Raw genomic sequence first — 21132 nt, 5'->3', positions numbered from 1 at the left:
GTTATTACTCCAATTCAAAATCTTGTAACGCTTCTACAGTGTAGTTAGCATCATCTTTACGATTCGCCACAACACGCAATACTTCCCGTGCTGTATCAAGACTTGTTAAGCAAGGTGTACCCATTTCTACAGCGAGGCGACGCAATTGGAAGCCTTCGCGCTCAGGACGTTTACCTGCAGTCAATGTATTAAGTACAAGATCGACCTTGTCTTGACGAATGTGGTCAGCACAGTTGTCATCCCCTTCAGAGATTTTATTAACCACCTTACAATCAACACCGTGTTCGATAAAGTATTTACCTGTACCACCAGTTGCTTCAATATGATAACCAAGATTGATGAACCCTTTTGCAAGTTCACAAGCTTCTGCTTTATCACGGTCTGCTACTGTCATGAGAATTGTACCATCCTCTGGAATACGCATGTTCGCACCATTGATAGCTTTGAATAAAGCTTCAGAATAGGTGCGGCCAATCCCCATAACTTCGCCAGTAGATTTCATTTCAGGTCCAAGAGCGATTTCTACAAGCCCCATTTTGGAGAAGGAGAATACAGGTGCTTTTACAGCTACATAAGGTTTATTAGGTACAAGACCAAGTGGCAAGCCTAAGTCTTTTAAGCTTTCACCAAGGGCAATACGTGTTGCACATTCTACCATATTAATACCTGTAACCTTTGAAATGAATGGTACGGTACGACTAGAACGAGGATTAACTTCGATTACGTTAAGTTCACCGTCAGCCACGATATATTGAATGTTAAGTACACCTTTAACATTAAGACCTACTGCAATACGACGTGTATAATCAACAATTTGATCAATCAATTCTTGACTCAAGTGTTGAGCTGGGTAAACGGCCATGGAGTCACCAGAGTGAACACCGGCACGTTCGATTTGTTCCATAATACCAGGGATACATACATCAGTACCGTCGGAAATAGCATCAACCTCTACCTCCATACCAACCATGTAACGGTCGATAAGAACAGGATGCTCCTTAGATGCTACTACTGCTTCCTTCATGTATACATCGAGCTCTTTATCATTGTATACGATTTCCATCGCACGGCCGCCCAATACATAAGAAGGACGAACAATTAATGGGTATTTTAACTTTTTAGCTGCTTCTTGTGCTTCTTCATCAGAGGTTACCAGAGCACCTACTGGACGAGGAATGCCAAGTTTCGCCAACAATTCATCAAAGCGTTCACGGTCTTCTGCCATATCGATGCTATCCACGGATGTACCAAGAATTTTTACACCGCGCTTAGCCAATGGGCCTGCCAAGTTAATCGCTGTTTGTCCACCGAATTGAGCGATAACGCCAACTGGCTGTTCTTTATCAATGATTTCCATAACATCGTCCACAGTCAATGGCTCAAAGTATAAAGAATCAGAAATATCAAAGTCTGTAGAAACTGTTTCTGGGTTGTTATTAATCATAATGGATTGGTAACCCGCTTTACGGAGTGCCCAAGATGAGTGTACGGAACAATAGTCAAACTCTACGCCTTGACCAATGCGAATTGGCCCAGAACCAAGTACTACTACAGATTTTTCACCTAGTGGTTTAACTTCATCTTCTTGCGCATAGGCACTATAATAGTACGGCGTTTTAGATTCAAATTCTGCCGCACATGTATCTACGTATTTATATGTTGGTAGAATGTTCCATTCTTTACGTTTTGCGCGAACTTCTTCTACAGTTGTATTAGCATAGCGAGCAATAACAGAATCGGTGAAGGAATAGCGTTTTGCTTTGCGCAATACATCTTCTGTTAAGCCCTGTTCAGCCAATGCTTTTTCTACATTAACAATGTTTTTGATTTTTTCAATAAAGAATGTATCAATTTTTGTAATATAGTGGATTTTTTCTACACTAATCCCCTTGCGAAGAGCTTCTGCCACAACATAGATACGTTCATCATCTACTAAATGTAAACGTTCGATCAATTGTTCCATAGACTCATGAGCGATTTTCTTAAGCTCAATATGGTCTAAACCAATTTCCAAGGAACGAATTGCTTTAAGTAAGGAGCCTTCCAAAGAACGGTCGATGGCCATAACTTCGCCAGTGGCTTTCATTTGTGTGCCCAAGGTACGATCTGCCAAGTTGAATTTTTCAAAAGGCCAGCGTGGAAACTTAGTTACTACATAGTCAAGAGTCGGCTCAAAGCATGCTTTAGTTTCACCGGTTACAGCATTTGTAATTTGATCCAATGTCATGCCTACTGCAATTTTTGCTGCTACTTTCGCAATTGGGTACCCAGTTGCCTTAGATGCCAATGCAGAGGAACGAGATACGCGAGGGTTTACTTCGATAACAATATATTCGTTGCTATTTGGATTCAAAGCGTATTGTACGTTACAACCGCCTTCGATTTTTAAATAACGGATAATCTCTACAGATGCGGTACGCAGCATTTGGTATTGAATATCGTTCAAGGTTTGGCTTGGTGCCACAACGATAGAATCACCAGTATGCACACCAACAGGGTCAATATTTTCCATATTACATACGATGATGCAGTTATCTGCACTATCGCGCATTACTTCGTATTCAATCTCTTTCCAGCCTGCAACGGAACGTTCTGCTAGAATTTGGTGAATTGGTGAAAGTTTCAAACCACGACGTGTGATTTCATACATTTCATCTTCATTATGGGCAATACCTCCACCAGTACCGCCTAATGTGTATGCAGGACGGATGATAATAGGATACCCAATATGATTAGCAAAGGCTACTGCTTCTTCAAGATCGTTAAAGATATCGGATTCAGGAACCGGTTGGTTGATTTCCTTCATCGCTTCTTTGAAAAGCTCACGGTCTTCCGCTTGTTTAATGGCTTCAAGAGTTGTACCAAGAAGTTTTACACCATATTCTTCTAATACGCCAGCTTCAGACAATTGTACGGCCATATTAAGACCTACTTGACCACCTAATGTAGCCAACAAGCCCCAAGGGCGTTCTTTTTTTATAACTTCTGTTACGAATTCAAGACTAATCGGTTCTACATATACGCGGTCTGCAATATCTGTATCAGTCATAATAGTAGCAGGGTTAGAGTTAACCAATACTACTTTATAACCCTCTTCTCGAAGGGAACGGCATGCTTGTGTGCCAGCATAGTCAAACTCTGCAGCTTGGCCGATAATAATTGGACCAGAACCAATTACAAGTACTTTTTTTGCTTCTGAGGTCATATTATTTTCCCTTTCTCATTAAGTCTTCAAATTCGTCAAATAAATATAGGTTATCAGTAGGTCCTGGGGATGCTTCTGGATGGTATTGTACGGAGAAGATTGGCAATTCTTTATGACGCATACCTTCTACGGTGCCATCATTTACACTACGATGTGTAATTTCTACAAAAGCTGGCAAAGAAGTATCATCTACCGCATAGCCATGATTTTGAGATGTAATATATACCCGACCAGTACGTAAATCTTGTACAGGATGGTTAGAACCACGGTGACCAAATTTCAATTTGAATGTAGTGCCACCATAAGCTTGTGCCAATACTTGATGCCCCATACAGATGCCAAAGATTGGTTTCTTACCAAACATTTTCTTTACTTCTTCTACTGCATAGCCAAGATCTTGAGGATCTCCAGGGCCATTAGATAAAAAGATACCATCTGGATTTGCTTCCAACACATCTTCGGCTTTAGCATCTGCAGGAAATACAGTAAGACGACAGCCTGCAGCTTCTAGAGAGCGAAGGATATTTTCCTTTACACCATAATCCATTACCGCTACGTGGAATTCAGCATTTTTATCTCCACGCATACCTTGCCATTTTGTAGTTACACGCATAACTTGATCTGTTGGCAAGTCTTGTTTAAACAATTTTTGAATATCCTCCATAGGGTAATCAGAGCGTACGAGTACGCCCTTCATTACACCATGGTTACGAAGAACACGTGTTATTGCACGTGTATCTACATCATAAAGGCAAGGGATGCCGTGCAAACGAAGATACTCACTAAATAGGCCTTCATTTTGCCAGTTAGATGGAAAGTCACACAGTTCACCTACAATAAAACCTTTACAATATGGTTTAGGGCCTTGAGTAATAGAATTTAAAGTACCATAATTACCAATTAAAGGATAGGTTAATGTAATAATTTGATCCGCATAGGATGGATCAGTCAAGATTTCTTGATACCCTGTCATACCTGTGTTAAATACAACTTCGCCAACCGTTGGGGCGCCACCTAATAAGGAACCTTCAAACACGGAACCATCTTCAAGAACTAACTTGCCTTTCATTATAAGACTACGCCCTCCTTCATAACAATTTTGCCATCAACTACTGTGAGTTTAGCTTTACCTGTAACAGTCATACCATCAAATGGGCTAACTTTACCTTTTGTATAGAATTTATTTCGATCTACTGTCCATTCTTCAGTCGTGGAGAATACGGTAATATCTGCTGGCTTGCCAACTTCAAGAACACCTGCATCAAGGTGCATCAACTCAGCTGGTCGAGTACTCATATAGTACACAACTTGATCGATGCTTAGTTTATCAGGACCATATGCATTGGTAATAACCGCCGCCAAAGATGTTTCGAGGCCACTGAAACCATTTGGTGCACAGCAGAATTCATGGTCTTTTTCTTCATATGCATGTGGTGCATGGTCTGTAATAATCGCATCGATTGTACCATCTTTCAAGCCTTCTAATAATGCTTGGCGATGATCTTCAGAGCGAATTGGAGGAGCCATTTTGAATGCTGGGTTATATTCGCGTAGGTATTCATCTGTGAAAGATAAATGTTGGCTTGTAACTTCACATGTTACATTAAGGCCTTTAGCCTTCGCACGGCGCACCATATCTACAGTATTTTTACTACTTACGTGGGCGATATGGATATGACCACCTGTCATTTCAGATAACAAGATATCACGAGCAACAGCCAAATCTTCAGCTACTGCAGGACGACCAATAACACCTAATTCATAAGAAACAATACCTTCATGCATATGTCCATTTTTAGTCAATGTAATATCTTCTGCATGGTCGATAACCATCTTATTAAACATGGAGGAGTATTCTAAGGCACGACGCATAAATGCAGCATTTTCTACATAGTGACCATCATCGGAGAATGCTACTACACCAGCTTCTGCCATATCGCCCATTTCAGCAAGTTCCTTACCTTCTAGGCCTTTTGATACAGCGCCAATAAATTCTACTTTCACAACGCCAGTGAGTTCAGCCTGTTTTTGTAAACCTCTTACAAGTGCAGCATTATCTACAACTGGGTTAGTATTAGCCATAGTGACAACACGTGTGAAACCACCTGCAGCAGCCGCTTGTGTACCAGAGTGGAAATCTTCTTTAGCTTCTTGGCCTGGTTCGCGCAAATGTGTGTGAATATCGATAAGACCAGGTGCTACGATAAGCCCTGTTGCATCATAAACTTCAGCACCTTCAGCACTCAAGTTTTGACCGATGGCTGCAATTTTACCATCTTTTACGAGAACATCTGCTACTTCGTTTTGTTTTTTTGCCGGATTAACTACCGTACCATTTTTAATAAGCAAGCTCACTACCGTCACCTCCGATAATAGTTAAGTACAATACAGCCATACGTACAGCTACGCCATTACGTACCTGTTCTTGAATTACGGATTGATCAGAATATGCTACATCTGGTGCAATTTCAAGGCCGCGGTTCATAGGACCTGGATGCATTACCATTACATCATCTTTAGCTAATTTTAATATATCATTGTTAATACCAAAGATACGAGCATATTCTCTATTTGTAGGATACAATGCAGAATGAATGCGTTCTAATTGAATGCGAAGTACGTTAACTACATCTGCATCAGCCACTGCTTCACGAATATCATGGTGTACGGTAACACCTAATTTTTCAAATTCTGGATATACCATTGTACGAGGACCAGCTAGATGTACATCAGCCCCCATTTTTGTAAGGCCATAAATGTTGGAGCGTGCTACGCGACTATGCATTATATCCCCAAGGATAACCACCTTTAGGCCTTCAATAGATTTCTTTTTCTCTAAGATAGAATACATATCTAGTAATGCTTGTGTTGGATGCTCATGAGCGCCATCGCCTGCGTTAATGATAATAGGATCTACGGCTTTCGTAGCATATAAAGGTGCACCTTCTGCGCTGTGTCGCATTACGATAGCATCTGTGCCCATGTAGGACATAGTTAACAATGTATCGCGGAAGCTTTCACCTTTACCCATGGAAGATCCACTAGGAGAAAGATTGATCACGTCAGCCCCTAAGTATTTGCCGGCTAACTCAAAGGAACTACGGGTACGAGTACTTGGTTCCATAAAAAGGTTGATAATGGATTTCCCCTTTAATAGTGGAACCTTCTTGTCATCAGAAAGAACGATTTTCTTCATTTTCTTTGCCACATCTAAAATCAATTTGATTTCTTCAGGTGACACATTTTGCAAACCCAATAAATCTTTGCCTTTTAGGCTAACTTGTCCCATGATTTCCTCCTAACTCACGTAACAAAAAAGACCTTTTGCCCAGGGCAAAAGGTCAAATAGTTTGCACAAAGAAGCCCCTATGGGCACTTCAACTATATTCCTTTCTCAGCCTCTCTGGACTAAATTAAAAGGTATTGTATTATGCAATGGTCTCTCGTACCATATATGCATTTCTTTATTTATTGTACTGAATCCACCTTTGAAAGTCAATGTAAAACACAAAATTCATATGGATTTTAAAAAGAGGACAAGCATATAAAATTGCTTATCCTCTCTATATTTAAACAGCTATTAAGCCACTACTATATCTTAAACTTTAATCTAACATTTCTTTTTTAGAAATTAAGAACCTTAACCTAGTGGATATAGTCTTGGTGGATTTTCTTCATCATTTTGCTGTTCATTTTGTGGAGTATACGGCATTTGGTCTTGTTGCGACTCATTCGCTACAGGATTTATCTGCACATTTTGCTGATTTGGCAACAATTGAGGCTGACGTTGCTCACGACGACGTGTATTTTGGGATGCCGTCGGTCTAGGTTTTGTTAACTCATCAATGGATACAGCATTTGGAATAGTTACATTTGATGTATCCCCATGAATATCATCAAGTTCACTGAAGGAAGGAGTCCTCTTAGATGCTTGAGCAGCCTTACGTTCGGCTTCAAGTTGTTGACGGGCAAGTTCTGCACGACGACGAGCGCTTTCTTGTTGATCTCGAACACGTTGAATCGCTTCAGCACGCTCTTTTGCTTTACGCTCTATTTCAGCTTGAGCCAACGCTTGTTGACGGGCAGCTTCAGCTTTACGTTCTGCCTCTAGTTGCGCTTTATATCGTTCCTCAGCAAGACGTCGTGCCTCGGCTGCTTGACGTTCTGCTTCAGCTCGTTCTGCAGCAAGTCGCTCTTGCTCCGCCTTACGAGCTTCCGCCGCTATGCGAGCCGCCTCTGCTTTACGAGCCTCTTCGGCACGTCTTGTTTCTTCTATGCGACGAGCTTCTTCGGCTCTACGTGCTTCTGCTGCTAAACGAGCTTGTTCAGCTTTACGCGCCGCTTCAATTCTTGCAGCTTCTGCTTTGCGTGCTTCCTCTGCTCGTTTTGCTTCTGCTGCTAAACGAGCGGCCTCAGCTTTACGTTCCGCTTCAATTCGAGCTTCTTCTGCTCTACGCGCTTCCTCCGCACGACGAGCCTCTTCTGCTTTTCTTGCTGCTTCCATTTGTTGTGCTTCCAAAGCAGCCTTAGCCTCTGCCGCTCTACGAGCGTCTTCTTGGCGCTTCGCTTCAAGAGCGGCTTGCTCGGCAGCACGTTGTGCTTCTAAAGCAGCTTTCGCTTCTGTTGCTTTACGAGCTTCTTCGGCACGTCTTGCTTCCAATGCTTCCTGCTCAGCTTTACGTTGTGCTTCTAAACGAACTCTAGCCTCAGCAGCCAAGCGTTCCTCTTCGGCCTTTTTGGCTTCTAAAGCAGCTTTTTCTGCTGCTCGTTGCGCTTCAAAGCGAGCCTTAGCTTCGGCCGCTTTTCTTTCTTCCTCCGCTTTGCGTGCGGCCTCAATACGAGCAGCTTCAATTCTACGTTCTTCTTCAAGACGTTTTGCTTCCGCTGCTAGTCGAGCTTCTTCTGCTTTACGAGCCGCCTCTAGTCGATCCGCTTCCGCTTTTCTCGCTGCCTCGATACGTGCCATTTCAGCTTTACGAGCCGCTTCCGCCTTTCGAGCTTCCTCTGCTTTACGCTCTGCTTCGGCTTTTTCAGCCATCTTGCGCTCAATTTCAGCATGCTTGGCTTCTGCAGCCTTTCGCAACATTTCAGCTTTTTCTGCAGCTAGTCGAGCCTCTTCGGCTTTTTTACGAGCTAAGGCTTCTTTCTCGTCTTTTGCTTTTTTAAGTTGCGCTTCTTTTTTTACATCTGCTGCAGCTTTATCGCTCATCTTTTTAGTTTCTTCATGAGCAATTTTTTCTGCCCGTTTAGCTGGACTTTCAACAGTAGATTTTTTAGTATCTACTGTCCCTTTATCTCCATCTTTCCCCCCTACAGGACCTACAGGTATTTGTGTCCCCCCTTGAGTTGGGTGCCCTAAGATATCTTTAACATCTTTCGGTACATTAACAGCAATGGTTTGATGTTTTTGTGGATTTGCAAGAGATTCAGGAATCAACAAGAAACGAATTGGCAAATTCGATGCACCAGCTGGCATAAAGTTTAACGTTAATAAATCGCCCGCATTATAGTTCCCTAAAAGACGGCTATCTAATATAGTACCTTCCCCTAATGCGGAAATACCATCTGCACCACCAATGTGATAAGTCCGTGTATCTGTCTGTCCCCTTCTAGCACCTTGTTGATGTAATGTTTTTACCGTAAAGGAACCAGAATAAGGTCCCCCAAGAGGGTTAAAATACAGTCTAAACGGTTCATTACCCTTAGTAGGAATTTTTAGCGTATATGATACGCCATAGTTACCACGATCTCGAACAAATGCTTTATTTTGCATTTCGTCTACACCATTAATAAACGTATCTTCTCGGTCATTACCAATTTCTACAAAGGCACCACCTAAAGCGGTGTCGAATGGTGTAGCAACCTCCATATTACGTTTAGCACCAGTATAGGTACCGCGCAATTGTATTTCATCTATGGGAAGATTTTTCACCCAATGTGACGCATCTACGGGGTCCATCCCCATAGGCAGCATCATAACACGCGCAAATATAGGCCCTTCTGTTTTAATATCTACAATACCCGTAAATAATGCATCTCGATTTACCGGTGTATTTTCTAAGTCACTAAAGATTAATTGGCGCCCTTGTGGTGGAATGCTAAGAGAATATAATGGTCTTGCATCTGGGCTTTCATTAAGAGGTTGCTCCAAATCCTTTCGAGACAAATCACGACCTGCTGCAAAATAATCAGGTGTAGCTACAGATTTTAATTGTCTCATGACATGTACTGAAGTTGGATAAGCCGTTTGGTTTTCTAAGACGATAGCAATCTTGTGAGGTAAATCCATTTCATTTACATGATAGAAATAGATACGACCATTGCCATTAATTGTACCTGCACTTAACGTACCTCCTACAGGTCCTACATATTCAGGACTATCTGATAGGAGCAATGTATCCGTTTGAGACACCAACGATGGTGGCAACGGAGAAAACTGAAAATATCCAATTGATTGTAAATCTATATCACGAGCTTCTACATGGCCTGTAAGGGCAGCCATGGCGGCCATAGCCGCAGCTACACAATATCTTGATTTATAGGAAAACATATATTATTACCTCTATACTTCTTCGAGCCCCAATGGGTCATACGTAAGTGCTAATGCTTCAATCTTCTTTAGTCGATGGCCAATTCCAGATTTAGATAGTTTCCCCTCCATCAACTCTTCAAGTTCTTTTAAACTCGCTTCAGGATTCTCCCACCGAAGTCTTGCAACGACGCGCAACTTTTCTGGTAATTCTTCAATGCCGATTTCTCTATCAATAATACGGATTGCTTTTACCTGACGAACTGCTGCATCCACAACCTTCTGTAAATTTGCAGTCTCACAGTTGACTTGACGATTAATTTGATTCCGTACGGTTTTCATAATCCGCACATTTTCAAATTCCATAAGCGCCGATTGAGCACCCATGATTTGCAAACAATTTGTTACTGCATCCCCTTCTTTAAGATATACTACATACTCTTCCTTCCGCTCCGTTAAGCCTGCATGAATGTGAAAAAGCCGTAATACATGGATAATTTCCCTCGCAAAAATCTCGTTTCCCGTCATAAACTCAAGATGGTAATCACTTTGTGGTTTATTAACAGAGCCTCCCCCTAAAAAAGCTCCCCTTAAAAAGGCACGTCGTGCTTCCATTGATTTGAGCCAACTGCGAGGAATTTGTTCGGTTACAGGCCATAAAGCGAGATCCTCTAAAGCCCGTCTCCCCTCTATAGAAGGTTCCACAGAGAGCGTATACATATTTTTTTTACGCAGGTTTAAACCTTGTCGTACTAATACATTTGTAGGTAATTCGTATTGCTTTTTCAAAATCCCAAGCAACCGACGAGCTACTGCATTATTAGCCGTAGCCAAACGAATGCCAACGGCACCTTTCATCCCCAAAATGATAGATCCGCCCATACGCAATAAGCAAGACGCTTCAATTTTCATGGCCACATCCGCATCACTAGAGGCTTCATATTGGCATAATTCATTTTTTACATCTTCTGCAAATGACATGGGCATCCCTTCTCATTAATGATCATCTCGTTGAAGATAATACTCTAAGATATGCGGTTCAGTGTTAGATTGCATAGCATGAATAATATCCATAATAACTTTACCTAGCCGTTCAGGATCGTGAACAGCTGGTTTTTGAGGGTTAATTAAGGTAGCTCGTATAGTGCGGATTCCTTTGTCTTGTAACTTCTTAGTATCTAATACCAATGGTTCAGATCCTACAGCACTATATTGTTCAACCATTTGAATTGGCAACGGCCCATCATTGGCAAGAACAGTATCTATAATTCCTTCTCCGCCATGAGCAATTAAAGCCTCTACATGATCATTTAATGTGTAGCCTGTGGTTTCACCCGGTTGTGTCATAACATTAGCAATATAGATTTTATTAGCCTTACTGGCACGTACATGAGAGGCCAACTTATCGGTTAGTAAATTTGGGATAATGCTTGTATATAAACTACCAGGACCTAAAATAATTACATCCGCTTCATCAATGGCACGTAATGCAGCCCCCTCTGGCTTAGGCAATGCTGGATCACTATAGATATGACGAATTCGTTTACCCGAGTGTGGTATATTACTTTCACCTTCTACAATAGTGCCATCTGTCATCTCTGCACGCAATTTAATGAACTCTGTAGAGGAAGGAATTACACGACCACGGACACGCAACAATTTACTAGCCGCTTCAAGAGCTTCTTCAATATCTCCATCATAAACTTGAGCAAGCGCAGTGATAAAGAGATTACCAAAACTGTGCCCAGAAAGCTCATTTTCACCATCGAAACGATAACGGAATAAGTTCTCCATTACTCCTTCTTGTTCAGCTAATGATACTAAACAGTTTCGCAAATCACCAGGAGCTATCATTTGAAAGTCTTCTCGCAAGCGACCAGAAGAACCTCCATCATCAGCGACAGTTACAATCGCAGATAGGTTTGATGTATGTGATTTTAAACCACGCAATAAATTTGATAAGCCCGTACCACCACCGATTACTACAATTTTTGGGCCCTTATCGAGTCGGATATTTTGAAAAATAATATCCGATACCTTGCTGTCAGGATTAGGTAGTACCGCACGAATAATCGTTTTAATAACTTTACTCGTACCGATGAGCATTAATACAGCACCAATCGATAATACTACAGTCCCTACAGCAATGAGTACATTATAATTGTAAAAGCCCGTCATATTATAGGAAAAGGCAAGTACAATATCTTCAAGAACCGCAAGCCATTGATAGTTAAAAATCAAAGAAATACCAATAATTAAAAGACCTACACCACAACTAAATAGGGCAAGCCAACGTTTTATATTTAGACCCGGAATTAGCCACCGGAACCATCCTTTTCGCAACATAATCCCCCCTACCTAGTTATCAAGTGTTATAATTTCATGAGGATTATAATCTTCTTCTACATTATTTTTCATCATATCTCTATGTTCAACAGTTACACGATATCCTTTTTCTAACAAGTGGGAGTATAGAGCCTCTGCCATAGCTACAGATCTATGCATACCACCTGTGCAACCTACTGCCACAATAAACTGAGATTTCCCTTCTTGTTCATAATTTGGTACAAGGAAGTCCATGGTATCAAAGTAACGTTTTTTAAATTCCTCGGTTACTTCAAAGGAATGGATATATTCATTCACTGCTTTCACACGACCTGTTTTATGACGAAACTCAGGAATATAAAATGGATTAGGTAGAAAACGAACATCCCATACCATATCTGCATCGAGAGGAATACCATACTTAAAACCAAAGCTCACTACAGTAATCGCCATACCATGAGCTTCATCAACTTGAGCAAAGCGCGTTTTTAAATACTCTTTCAAGCTAGCCGTCTTCATATTAGTGGTATCAATAATAAAATCTGCTTTATGGCGCACAGAGTTAAGAATTTGGCGTTCTTTTTTTAGCCCTGTTGTAATTAGCCCATTAGGAGCCAATGGATGACTCCGTCGACTTTCCTTATATCGACGAATCAAAGTCTCATCTGTAGCATCCATAAATACAATTTCAAAATCTACCTTCATATCTTTTAATGTATCTAAAGATGAAGAAAGAGCTTCAAAAAATTCGCCCCCCCGAATATCTACAACAAGAGCAACGCGATTAGTCCGTTCTCCACCTTGTCGGCAAATTTCACTTAATTTAGGAATCAGCACAGGGGGAATATTATCAATACATAAATACCCCATATCTTCTAAAGCTTGCAATACTTGAGTTTTGCCGGCACCTGACATACCTGTAACTATTAACAAACGAAATGCTTCCATAGTTTTACTCCATTATAAAAGATTATCTTTAATCCAATGGGCTACTCCATCGTCATTATGATGGCCACAAATTGTATGAGCCACAGATTTTACATGATCTGTAGCGTTTTCAACAGCTACAGAGTAACCTGTTTTACGTAGCATAGAAATATCATTTTCTGCATTACCAAAAGAAACGATATGTTCTAAACTAATATGATTATCTAAAGCTAGTTGTGTCAAAGCACGCCCCTTTGACACATTAAGGGCAACGATTTCTAAAAAGTCTTTTTGGCTACGAACTAGATTAACCAAATCGCCCACTTCAGGAGTCAAAGTATCAATAATTTGATCAATCCCCTCTACTGTATCAATAGCGATTAGCTTATTTGGTTCAGACTCTAAAGTATATAACCCATCACCTAAAAACTCTGCTTTCGCTCCCGTTTGAACTTCATAGAGATCGGACTGCCATGTTTTATGATGACATAGCAAATGATCATCTATATAGGATTGTATATGCCAATCATATTGTTTTGCTAATTCATAAATACGCTGTACAGCCTCAACAGAAACGGTCTGCTCAAATAGTTTACACCCTGTTTCTAATTCTTGAATGAGTCCTCCAGAGAACAAAATCATGGGTACATTACCAAGCTTTAAAGCAGAACCAATAGGCTTTGCCGTTTGATACATCCGTCCCGTAGCAATGGTAACAACGATGCCCCTTTGCTGTAAACGATGTAACACATCTACTGTATAGTCAGATACAGTATTATCACTGCGTACCAAGGTTTCATCACAATCAATGGCAACCATTTTAATATGAGAAAAAGAAGGATTCATGTTTGCCTCCTTTATAAAAATTTTAAATACTCTTTATTATACCATTAATAGTGGCTATATAGATAGAAATTAGCGGTAAGAACTCTAATAATGATTAGAAAGTATAGTCATAAAACTTTCATTAAATGCAAAATCCTCTATTATCAATTAATTATTATTTCTTAATCAATTGTATAATATTAATAAAACACTATAATAAACACTTCATATAATTTTCATTTAACTTTATATTAAACACAAAAAAGAGACTCCCGAAGAAGTCTCTTTCATATAATTAACTATCAAATTAGAATTTGTAGTTAAGGTCTGCACGGTAAAAGTCACCTTTGTCAGTACCATCTTGAGTTTTCCAGTCGAAACCATAGTTAGCAGATAAACCAACGTTATTTTGCAATGCATAGTCAACGGAAGCCATCCAACCTTTAGCATCTGTAGTGTAGAATTGATTATAAGTAGTATCTACAATTGGTGCATTTTTCTTTTGGTTGAAGTATTGACCTTTTACGCCCCAAGTACCTGCTTTTTTGATGTCGTAGTTACCAAAGCCAAGACCTGCAGTCCAAGCTTGAGAGTCGTCTACATGGGAATCTTTCAACCATTCGCCACCAACCCAAACTTTGTCGAAGTTAGCATCAGCATTGAAGCCATAGATGTTTTTGTAACCATTATCAGTATCTTGATTTACACGGTCGTAGAAACCGCCTACCATAGTGTGTTTACCTACTTTACCAGTTAAACCAATATATGTGTTAGTTACATTTTGATCTTTTGTTAATTCGTTACCATTGGTATTATTGGCAACAATTCTACCATTATCACCGGATACCATGTAACCGTATGCAGCTTGTACATTAATTTTATCGTTGCCAACATTCAATTGAGCACCGTCGAATGTGCCGTCGAACATCAAGCCGCCACCGAAGGATTGACCGAAACGACCAGCTTTAGCGGATACGCGTTCGCCGAATTTATGGTTTACATAAGCGCGGTCAATTGTAGCATCTGCTTTATCTTCATTTTCAGAATTGCCTAATTCGAAGTTACCAGAAGTCAAACGAACTACAGCGTCTGTACGATCGTTTACTTTTGCGTTGAATTGTACACGTGCACGAGCGTCAAATTTGGATTTAGCATGTTCAGCATCTTTGTAACGAAGACGAGCATCACCAGTAACTTTTACATTACCAACGCGGTCTTCCAAGCGAGCTACACGAACGCCCAAGTTGTTCAATTCGTTGGAGAATTCATCAGCCAAACGGTTGATCATAGCTTGTTGTTCAGCGTTAGCGCGGTCTTGATTAGCCATAGCTTTAGCTACCATTTGAGCCATTTCGTAACGAGTGATGTTATTTTGGCCTTTGAAAGTACCATCTGGGTAACCATTGATAACACCAGCGTTAGCCAATTGAGAAACTGCTTGGTATGCCCAAGAATCTGGAGTTACGTCGGAGAATGGGTTAGCTGCGAATGCAGTAGTTACACCCAATACTGCTGTTGCTGCAAAGATTGCTGCGAATTGTTTTTTCATAGTTAAATTCCTTCTTTCTGAAAAAAATAGAAAATAAAATGTTACAAGTCATAACATTCACATTCTACTCAGTTCTTCAGATTAAGAATCTTTGGGAGTGTCCACGTTTCCTCGCCACATTCTACATCGAAGTTCTTCATTTCATGTGTTTGCTACTTCTCGTACGGTGATATTAGCACAACCACTTTTTCGTGTAAACCCTTTTTTCTCAATTGTGTTCTCATTATCTTGTTTTTATAACTTAAAATGCTTGCTAAGTTAGATTTTATCTAGTTTTATAGGATATAATTTTTTTCATAAAAAAATTTAATTTTATATCCTTTTCTATTAATTGAGAATTTTTATTATATTTTTCATTAAGTTAAACTTATTAATATATATATAATTAATAAGAAATTTATCTTTCTATACAGAAAGATTTTATAAATATATCCTACAATATAAGGGATATAATTCTTGATAACCACTAAATTATTCGATTACTTTTAATATTATGTATTTATAAAACATTTTACTATATATATATACTATTATATATAAAATAATTCATAATACTTTTATGCAACAAAAAAAGACTTCCGAAGAAGTCTTTTTTTGTTTGTGAGGGAATTAGAATTTGTAATTTAATTCTGCACGATAGAAATCGGAAAGATCATTACCGCTTTGGTCTTTAGAGTTGAAGCCATAACCTGCGGATAAACCTACGTTATCTTGTACTGCGTAGTCTACGCTAGCCATGTAACCTTTGTAACCATTAGATGTATTTGTTAAATCATATGCTTGATCCCAAGTGGAACTTACGATTGGTGCATTAGCTTTTTGGTTGAAGTATTGACCTTTCACATCCCATGTACCTTTTTTAGCGATGTCGTAGTTACCATAGCCAAGACCTGCTGTCCAAGCTTGAGAATTATCTACGTTGGAAGCTTTCAACCATTCACCGCCAGCCCACAATTTATTTTTACGGAAGTCCGCATTGAAACCGTAAACATCTTGTTTATCGGAATTAACTGTTACACCATTATGGTTCAAGTTGCCGCTAGATAATCTGGAGTAGAAACCACCAACGGAGGATTCTTTACCAACTTTACCTTTTAAGCCTACATAGGATACAGATGGGTTATCAGATTTGGAGTTGCCATCAGCAGCACCATCAATCATATAACCATACGCACCTTGTACTTGAACTTTATCATTACCTACGTTCAATTGTGCACCATCAAATGTATCATCGTACATCAAACCGCCACCAATTGTTTGTTGGAAACGACCAGCTTTAGCAGATACGTTGCTACCAAATTTGTGATCTACGTAAGCACGATCGATTGTTGCTTGAGAACCTTTAGTAGAGTCACCAAATTCGTAATTACCTTTTACACGAACAACTGCTTGTGTTTTATCATTTACATTAGCATTGAATTGTACACGTGCACGGCCGTCAGTTAAAGATTTACTATTAGCTTTGTAAACACCTTTGTCTTCAGAACCTTGATAACGGATACGAGCATCACCAGTTACCTTTACATTACCTACACGGTCTTCTAAGCGAGATACTCGAACTCCGAGGTTGTTCAACTCGTTAGAGAACTCATCTGCCAAGCGGTTAATCATAGCTTGTTGTTCAGCGTTAGCACGATCTTGGTTAGCCATAGCTTTAGCTACCATTTGAGCCATTTCATAACGAGTGATATTGTTTTGGCCTTTGAAAGTGCCATCTGGATAACCATTAACGATACCAGCTTGTGCTAATTGGGATACTGCTTGGTATGCCCAACTATCTGGAGTTACATCGGAGAATGGATTTGCAGCAAATGCTGTTGTTACACCTAACACTACTGTTGCTGCTAACATTGTTGCGAATTGTTTTTTCATAATGAATTCCTTCTTTCTTATAAATAAGAATTTATATTTGCAGAAGACATTCACTACATAAGTAGTATCACTATGAAAGATGTATTAGGAGTGTCCATGTTTCCTCAACTAAATTATCTATCTTAGCTCCACTTCTTTGTAGCGTAGCCTTTCTGTTGATGTGAATATACCACCACCCCAAAACTTTGTAAAGCATTTTACACAACTAAATTTTATGAAATTTCTTTCATGAATAAAAATTATACCAAAAACATAGATTATTACTGCATTTTTAAAAATTTAATTTTACAAAATTTCATTTTATAGTCTAAAAAAATAGATAATTTTATTATCTATAACCACAAATTTAATAATTATCACTTATTAAATTCAGCTATGCTTATAATTTATATTAATTCATTTGTTTGAATTATTTATTTTCTATAAGATTGATAAGTGATATATCTAGATTCGACCTAGCCGTCTTGCTAAATTTTATTTAGTATACATTTCACAAGATACAACATAACTTAATCCTTCTTAACTTATAAAAAGCCTATCTACGATGAAATTTATCGTAGATAGGCTTTCACGATTATTAAATTGCGTAAGAAACAAATCCTAGAATATGATCAACAGGAACTGGGCCGATAAAACGACTATCACTAGAATGGTTGCGATTATCCCCCATTACAAATACATGACCTTCAGGAACTGTTACAGGTGTAGACCGAGTATAATTGATTTTTGTATCTTTTGTATATGGTTCTTGTAATTTTTCTCCATTACGCCATACATAACCATCTTTAAACTCTAGTACATCACCAGGTCTACCTATTACACGTTTTACCCATACATCATTTGTTTGAGCGGATTTATTAAAAACAGATGCATAGTTCATCAGTGGTTCTTTTACATCATCCACCCATGTACGAATACGATTAACACGACTATCAATAATAACGATTTGTCCATATTCGGGCATATCATTCATAATATGATGCCATTTGGTAACAATCAAATATTGTCCATTGTGTAATGTATCATCCATTGATTCCCCAGACACTCTAGTAGGTTGAATCAAGAAAATATGAATTACCATAGCAATGATTAATGCCAATGCAATAGCATAAATCCAATCTAATATTTCTTTTACTATTGTACTACCTAATTTATTACTCATAGTTTCCTCTTAATGACCACCTTTCGTAAATCTCCCACCAAAGACATCATGTACGTCTTGGATCGTAATAAATGCTGTAGGATCTACTTCATAAACGGTATCCTTTAATCTTGTAATTTCTAGCCGCGTTACTACAGAATATAATACATGTTTCGGTTGTTTTAAATACCCGCCTTCTCCATACATAATAGTAACACCACGATTAAGATTAGCATTTAATGCATCAGCAATAATCTTGGAATTATCTGCATCGGTAATAATCATAACCCCTTTAGATTCTTCAAGTCCAGTGATGGTCACATCAATCATCTTATAAGCAATAAAATAAGCAATTAAGGAATACATGGCACTATTCCAACTATATACAAAGCCCGCTGCTCCAAGAATAACTAAATTCATGGCCATTACAATTTCGCCTACAGAAAAGGTGGACCGTTTATCAAAGATAATAGCTACGATTTCAGATCCATCTAATGAGCCACCATTACGAATAATAAGCCCTACTCCAATACCTAAGATTATACCACCAAAGATTGCCCCTAAAAATGGGTCAGTTGTAATAGGTGTAAAGCGGTGTGCAATGGTAGAAAATATTGCCATCCATATAATAGAGAACAAAGTAGACAAGGTAAATCCTTTACCAATTACTTTATAGCCTAAATATAAAAAGGGTAAGTTGAAAAGTACTACGAAAATACTAAAGGAAATACCTGATAGTTCCGCAGCCATCAAAGAGATACCAACTATACCGCCGTCGATGATGCTATTTGGTACTAAAAACAAATCTAAGCCCACCGTATATATTAGGGCGCCTAGAATCATCATTACACAGCGCATAATAAGATTTGACCAGTTACGCGTTGAAGTTTCACTTGTCATGATTATCTCCTTTTCCGTATAACTGCTCCATAGCATGTAATCTTTTCTCTTCTAACTCACTTGAACTCATAGTTTCTTCTTTGATTGCCGCTTCGTTCTGAGCTAACTGCTTCGTATAGCGCAATCCAATAACGAGAGCCGTCAAATCATCTACAGGTTCTGGTGGAAATTGCATAGATGTAGGAATAATCTTGCGCCACCCTGTAGGAGGATTATATTGCCAATATAATTTACGGGCCTCCTCTGTACTATGAGATTCGTCGATTAAACTAGTTGTAATTTTATGATTACGTCCAATTTGTTGAAGCGAAGGATACAAATGTTTATGATTTGTACCATTTCCACAAACAATATGAACAATACCATAATATTCAGTTAAAATACGCTCAATATCTTTATTGAAAGTATTTGAAGAAATAATTTTACGGCATATCATCTCACCGGAAGGTGAGAGTATAGCTACGCCAGTTTTCTCATTTCCTGGATCCACTGCTAAAATATATGTATTTTCAGTCATTTGATTATCCCCTTTGTAAGTACAGTAGTTATATTTTAACATAAAAAGAAGGTCTTATGTTGAAAATTACATAAGACCTTCTTTTATAATGTATGAAAACAGCATACCTTCATTATATTAATTAGTTTGCATTTTTGCCTTATCATTGAAATCTGGCATTTGAGTAATACGCAACTTGAGGTGAACAGGACCAGATGAATATGTATCTCCATCAGTATAAGCTTCCACATGAACCTTGCCACGCATAGTACTTATTCTTTTAATAGCTGTAAACAAATCATCACCAGGTATCGTTCCAATATCACCTGATAAGGAATCAGGAATAATCCCCTTTGCCTTAGCACGCTCATTTACTTGTTTCAAGAATTGAAGCATAGACGATTGAGCATTAGTACCCCCATCAATTACCGTAGAGTGAATTACCTCTCCATTTTTATAGATAAACTGTTGTGGATATACTTGAATAACTGCAACTGCAGGTTCACCTGAAATAATATTTCCGGCTGCCACAACTTGAACCACCATAGGAGTCTTGGAATTGATTAGCTTTTGAGTAGCTACCTCAACATTTTGTCGATCTACATACACAACGGATTGACCATTATCTTCTATACCTAAGCGACGTAAAACAAGTTTATTTGTATCATCGATAATATGTTTAATAGCATTATTACTATCTTCTTCACTTAAACCAGGTCGTACAACAGCTTGTGCTAATAGCTGATCTACTTGGAAGAGAATGGTTCCTTCCCGTAAATGAATGATGCCATTCTGCAATTGTTCTTGTGTATTTTGTAGATTCTTAATATGCGCTTCCATCTTAGCACGTGTTGCTTCAAGCTCAGCTACCTTTTGAGACACCTCTGCATAAGAGGCTTGTAAAGATGCCAATTCGGCTTCTGTTGCGTCTTTAGCAGCTTGTGCACTCGCCAATTCAGCTTTTGTAGCCTCTACTTCACGGCGAATTTGTTCGATCTCAGCCATCCGTTCTTCAAGCTCTTGTTTATTTTGTTCTAACAAAGCCTGCCCACGAATCAGTTCTTGCGTCTTTGCAGCAACCTCATTATTCAACTGCTTCATATCAGCTCGCAACTGATCCATACCGAACAATGCGGTTCGCACACTTTGAGACGTAAAGGTTAATACCCCAACTGTAGCTGCTGCAACCAAAAGGCCTGTCACAATAGTAACTATAATAGATGTGTGCTTAGGTCGTAATCCAAAGAGGGACATACGACGTTTACCAATTTTAGTGCCTAGCTTATCCCCCATGTAAGCAATGAGACCACCCATAAGAGCGATAATTATTAAGATTTTGACACCTACTAACATCATGTCCCTC

Annotated in this window: 15 protein-coding genes; all 15 read right to left on the bottom strand. The window is 39.1% G+C overall.

Annotated elements, in window-relative coordinates; translation table 11 throughout:
- Positions 1-4: 4 nt before the first annotated feature.
- The 15 genes from carB to ACGHIY_RS02755 all read right to left on the bottom strand — a co-directional run bounded on the left by carB (position 5) and on the right by ACGHIY_RS02755 (position 21122).
- Positions 5-3205 carry a carbamoyl-phosphate synthase large subunit gene (gene carB, locus ACGHIY_RS02825; RefSeq protein ID WP_390525659.1) on the bottom strand — a complete coding sequence of 1067 codons (3201 nt, stop codon included), beginning with the start codon at positions 3203-3205 and terminating at the stop codon, positions 5-7.
- A 1-nt stretch (position 3206) separates the two neighbouring features.
- Entirely contained in the window at positions 3207-4274 is a 1068-nt protein-coding gene (gene carA, locus ACGHIY_RS02820) for a glutamine-hydrolyzing carbamoyl-phosphate synthase small subunit (protein WP_221741781.1), read from the bottom strand.
- Positions 4274-5560 (bottom strand): dihydroorotase, encoded by a 1287-nt coding sequence (locus ACGHIY_RS02815; protein WP_004695537.1) that lies wholly within the window; start codon positions 5558-5560, stop codon positions 4274-4276. The genes carA and ACGHIY_RS02815 overlap by 1 nt, the downstream gene beginning before the upstream one ends.
- On the bottom strand, positions 5544-6494 hold the full coding sequence (locus ACGHIY_RS02810; protein WP_004698511.1) for an aspartate carbamoyltransferase catalytic subunit: 951 nt from the start codon (positions 6492-6494) through the stop codon (positions 5544-5546). Before ACGHIY_RS02810 ends, ACGHIY_RS02815 begins: the two co-directional genes overlap by 17 nt.
- 351 nt (positions 6495-6845) lie before the next feature.
- Positions 6846-9755: an ATPase gene (locus ACGHIY_RS02805; protein ID WP_390525658.1), complete on the bottom strand. Its 2910-nt coding sequence runs from the start codon at positions 9753-9755 to the stop codon at positions 6846-6848.
- A gap of 12 nt (positions 9756-9767) precedes the next feature.
- The gene (gene whiA / locus ACGHIY_RS02800; RefSeq protein WP_390525657.1) at positions 9768-10715 is read right to left on the bottom strand and encodes a DNA-binding protein WhiA; all 948 of its coding nucleotides are present in this window, start codon (positions 10713-10715) and stop codon (positions 9768-9770) included.
- A 15-nt stretch (positions 10716-10730) separates the two neighbouring features.
- The gene (gene yvcK / locus ACGHIY_RS02795) at positions 10731-12080 is read right to left on the bottom strand and encodes a gluconeogenesis factor YvcK family protein (protein WP_004698495.1); all 1350 of its coding nucleotides are present in this window, start codon (positions 12078-12080) and stop codon (positions 10731-10733) included.
- 12 nt (positions 12081-12092) lie between these two features.
- On the bottom strand, positions 12093-13007 hold the full coding sequence (rapZ, locus tag ACGHIY_RS02790; RefSeq protein WP_004695526.1) for an RNase adapter RapZ: 915 nt from the start codon (positions 13005-13007) through the stop codon (positions 12093-12095).
- 12 nt (positions 13008-13019) lie between these two features.
- Positions 13020-13832: a Cof-type HAD-IIB family hydrolase gene (locus ACGHIY_RS02785; protein ID WP_004698428.1), complete on the bottom strand. Its 813-nt coding sequence runs from the start codon at positions 13830-13832 to the stop codon at positions 13020-13022.
- A gap of 286 nt (positions 13833-14118) precedes the next feature.
- Entirely contained in the window at positions 14119-15360 is a 1242-nt protein-coding gene (locus ACGHIY_RS02780) for a putative porin (protein WP_004698453.1), read from the bottom strand.
- Between the two features lie 609 nt (positions 15361-15969).
- Entirely contained in the window at positions 15970-17232 is a 1263-nt protein-coding gene (locus ACGHIY_RS02775; RefSeq protein ID WP_390525656.1) for an S-layer homology domain-containing protein, read from the bottom strand.
- A gap of 577 nt (positions 17233-17809) precedes the next feature.
- On the bottom strand, positions 17810-18394 hold the full coding sequence (gene lepB / locus ACGHIY_RS02770) for a signal peptidase I (RefSeq protein ID WP_118091618.1): 585 nt from the start codon (positions 18392-18394) through the stop codon (positions 17810-17812).
- 9 nt (positions 18395-18403) lie between these two features.
- Positions 18404-19273 (bottom strand): YitT family protein, encoded by an 870-nt coding sequence (locus tag ACGHIY_RS02765; RefSeq protein WP_039965494.1) that lies wholly within the window; start codon positions 19271-19273, stop codon positions 18404-18406.
- Positions 19263-19790, bottom strand: coding sequence for a hypothetical protein (locus ACGHIY_RS02760; protein ID WP_008603431.1), 528 nt, complete (start codon positions 19788-19790; stop codon positions 19263-19265). Before ACGHIY_RS02760 ends, ACGHIY_RS02765 begins: the two co-directional genes overlap by 11 nt.
- Before the next feature lie 117 nt (positions 19791-19907).
- Positions 19908-21122: a DUF3084 domain-containing protein gene (locus ACGHIY_RS02755; protein ID WP_315307529.1), complete on the bottom strand. Its 1215-nt coding sequence runs from the start codon at positions 21120-21122 to the stop codon at positions 19908-19910.
- Positions 21123-21132: the final 10 nt, after the last annotated feature.

This window comes from Veillonella parvula (genome assembly GCF_042850485.1).
Lineage (GTDB): Bacteria > Bacillota > Negativicutes > Veillonellales > Veillonellaceae > Veillonella > Veillonella parvula_Q.
The sequence above is the reverse complement of the archived record's forward strand: the minus strand, read 5'-3'. Positions and strand labels throughout refer to the sequence as shown.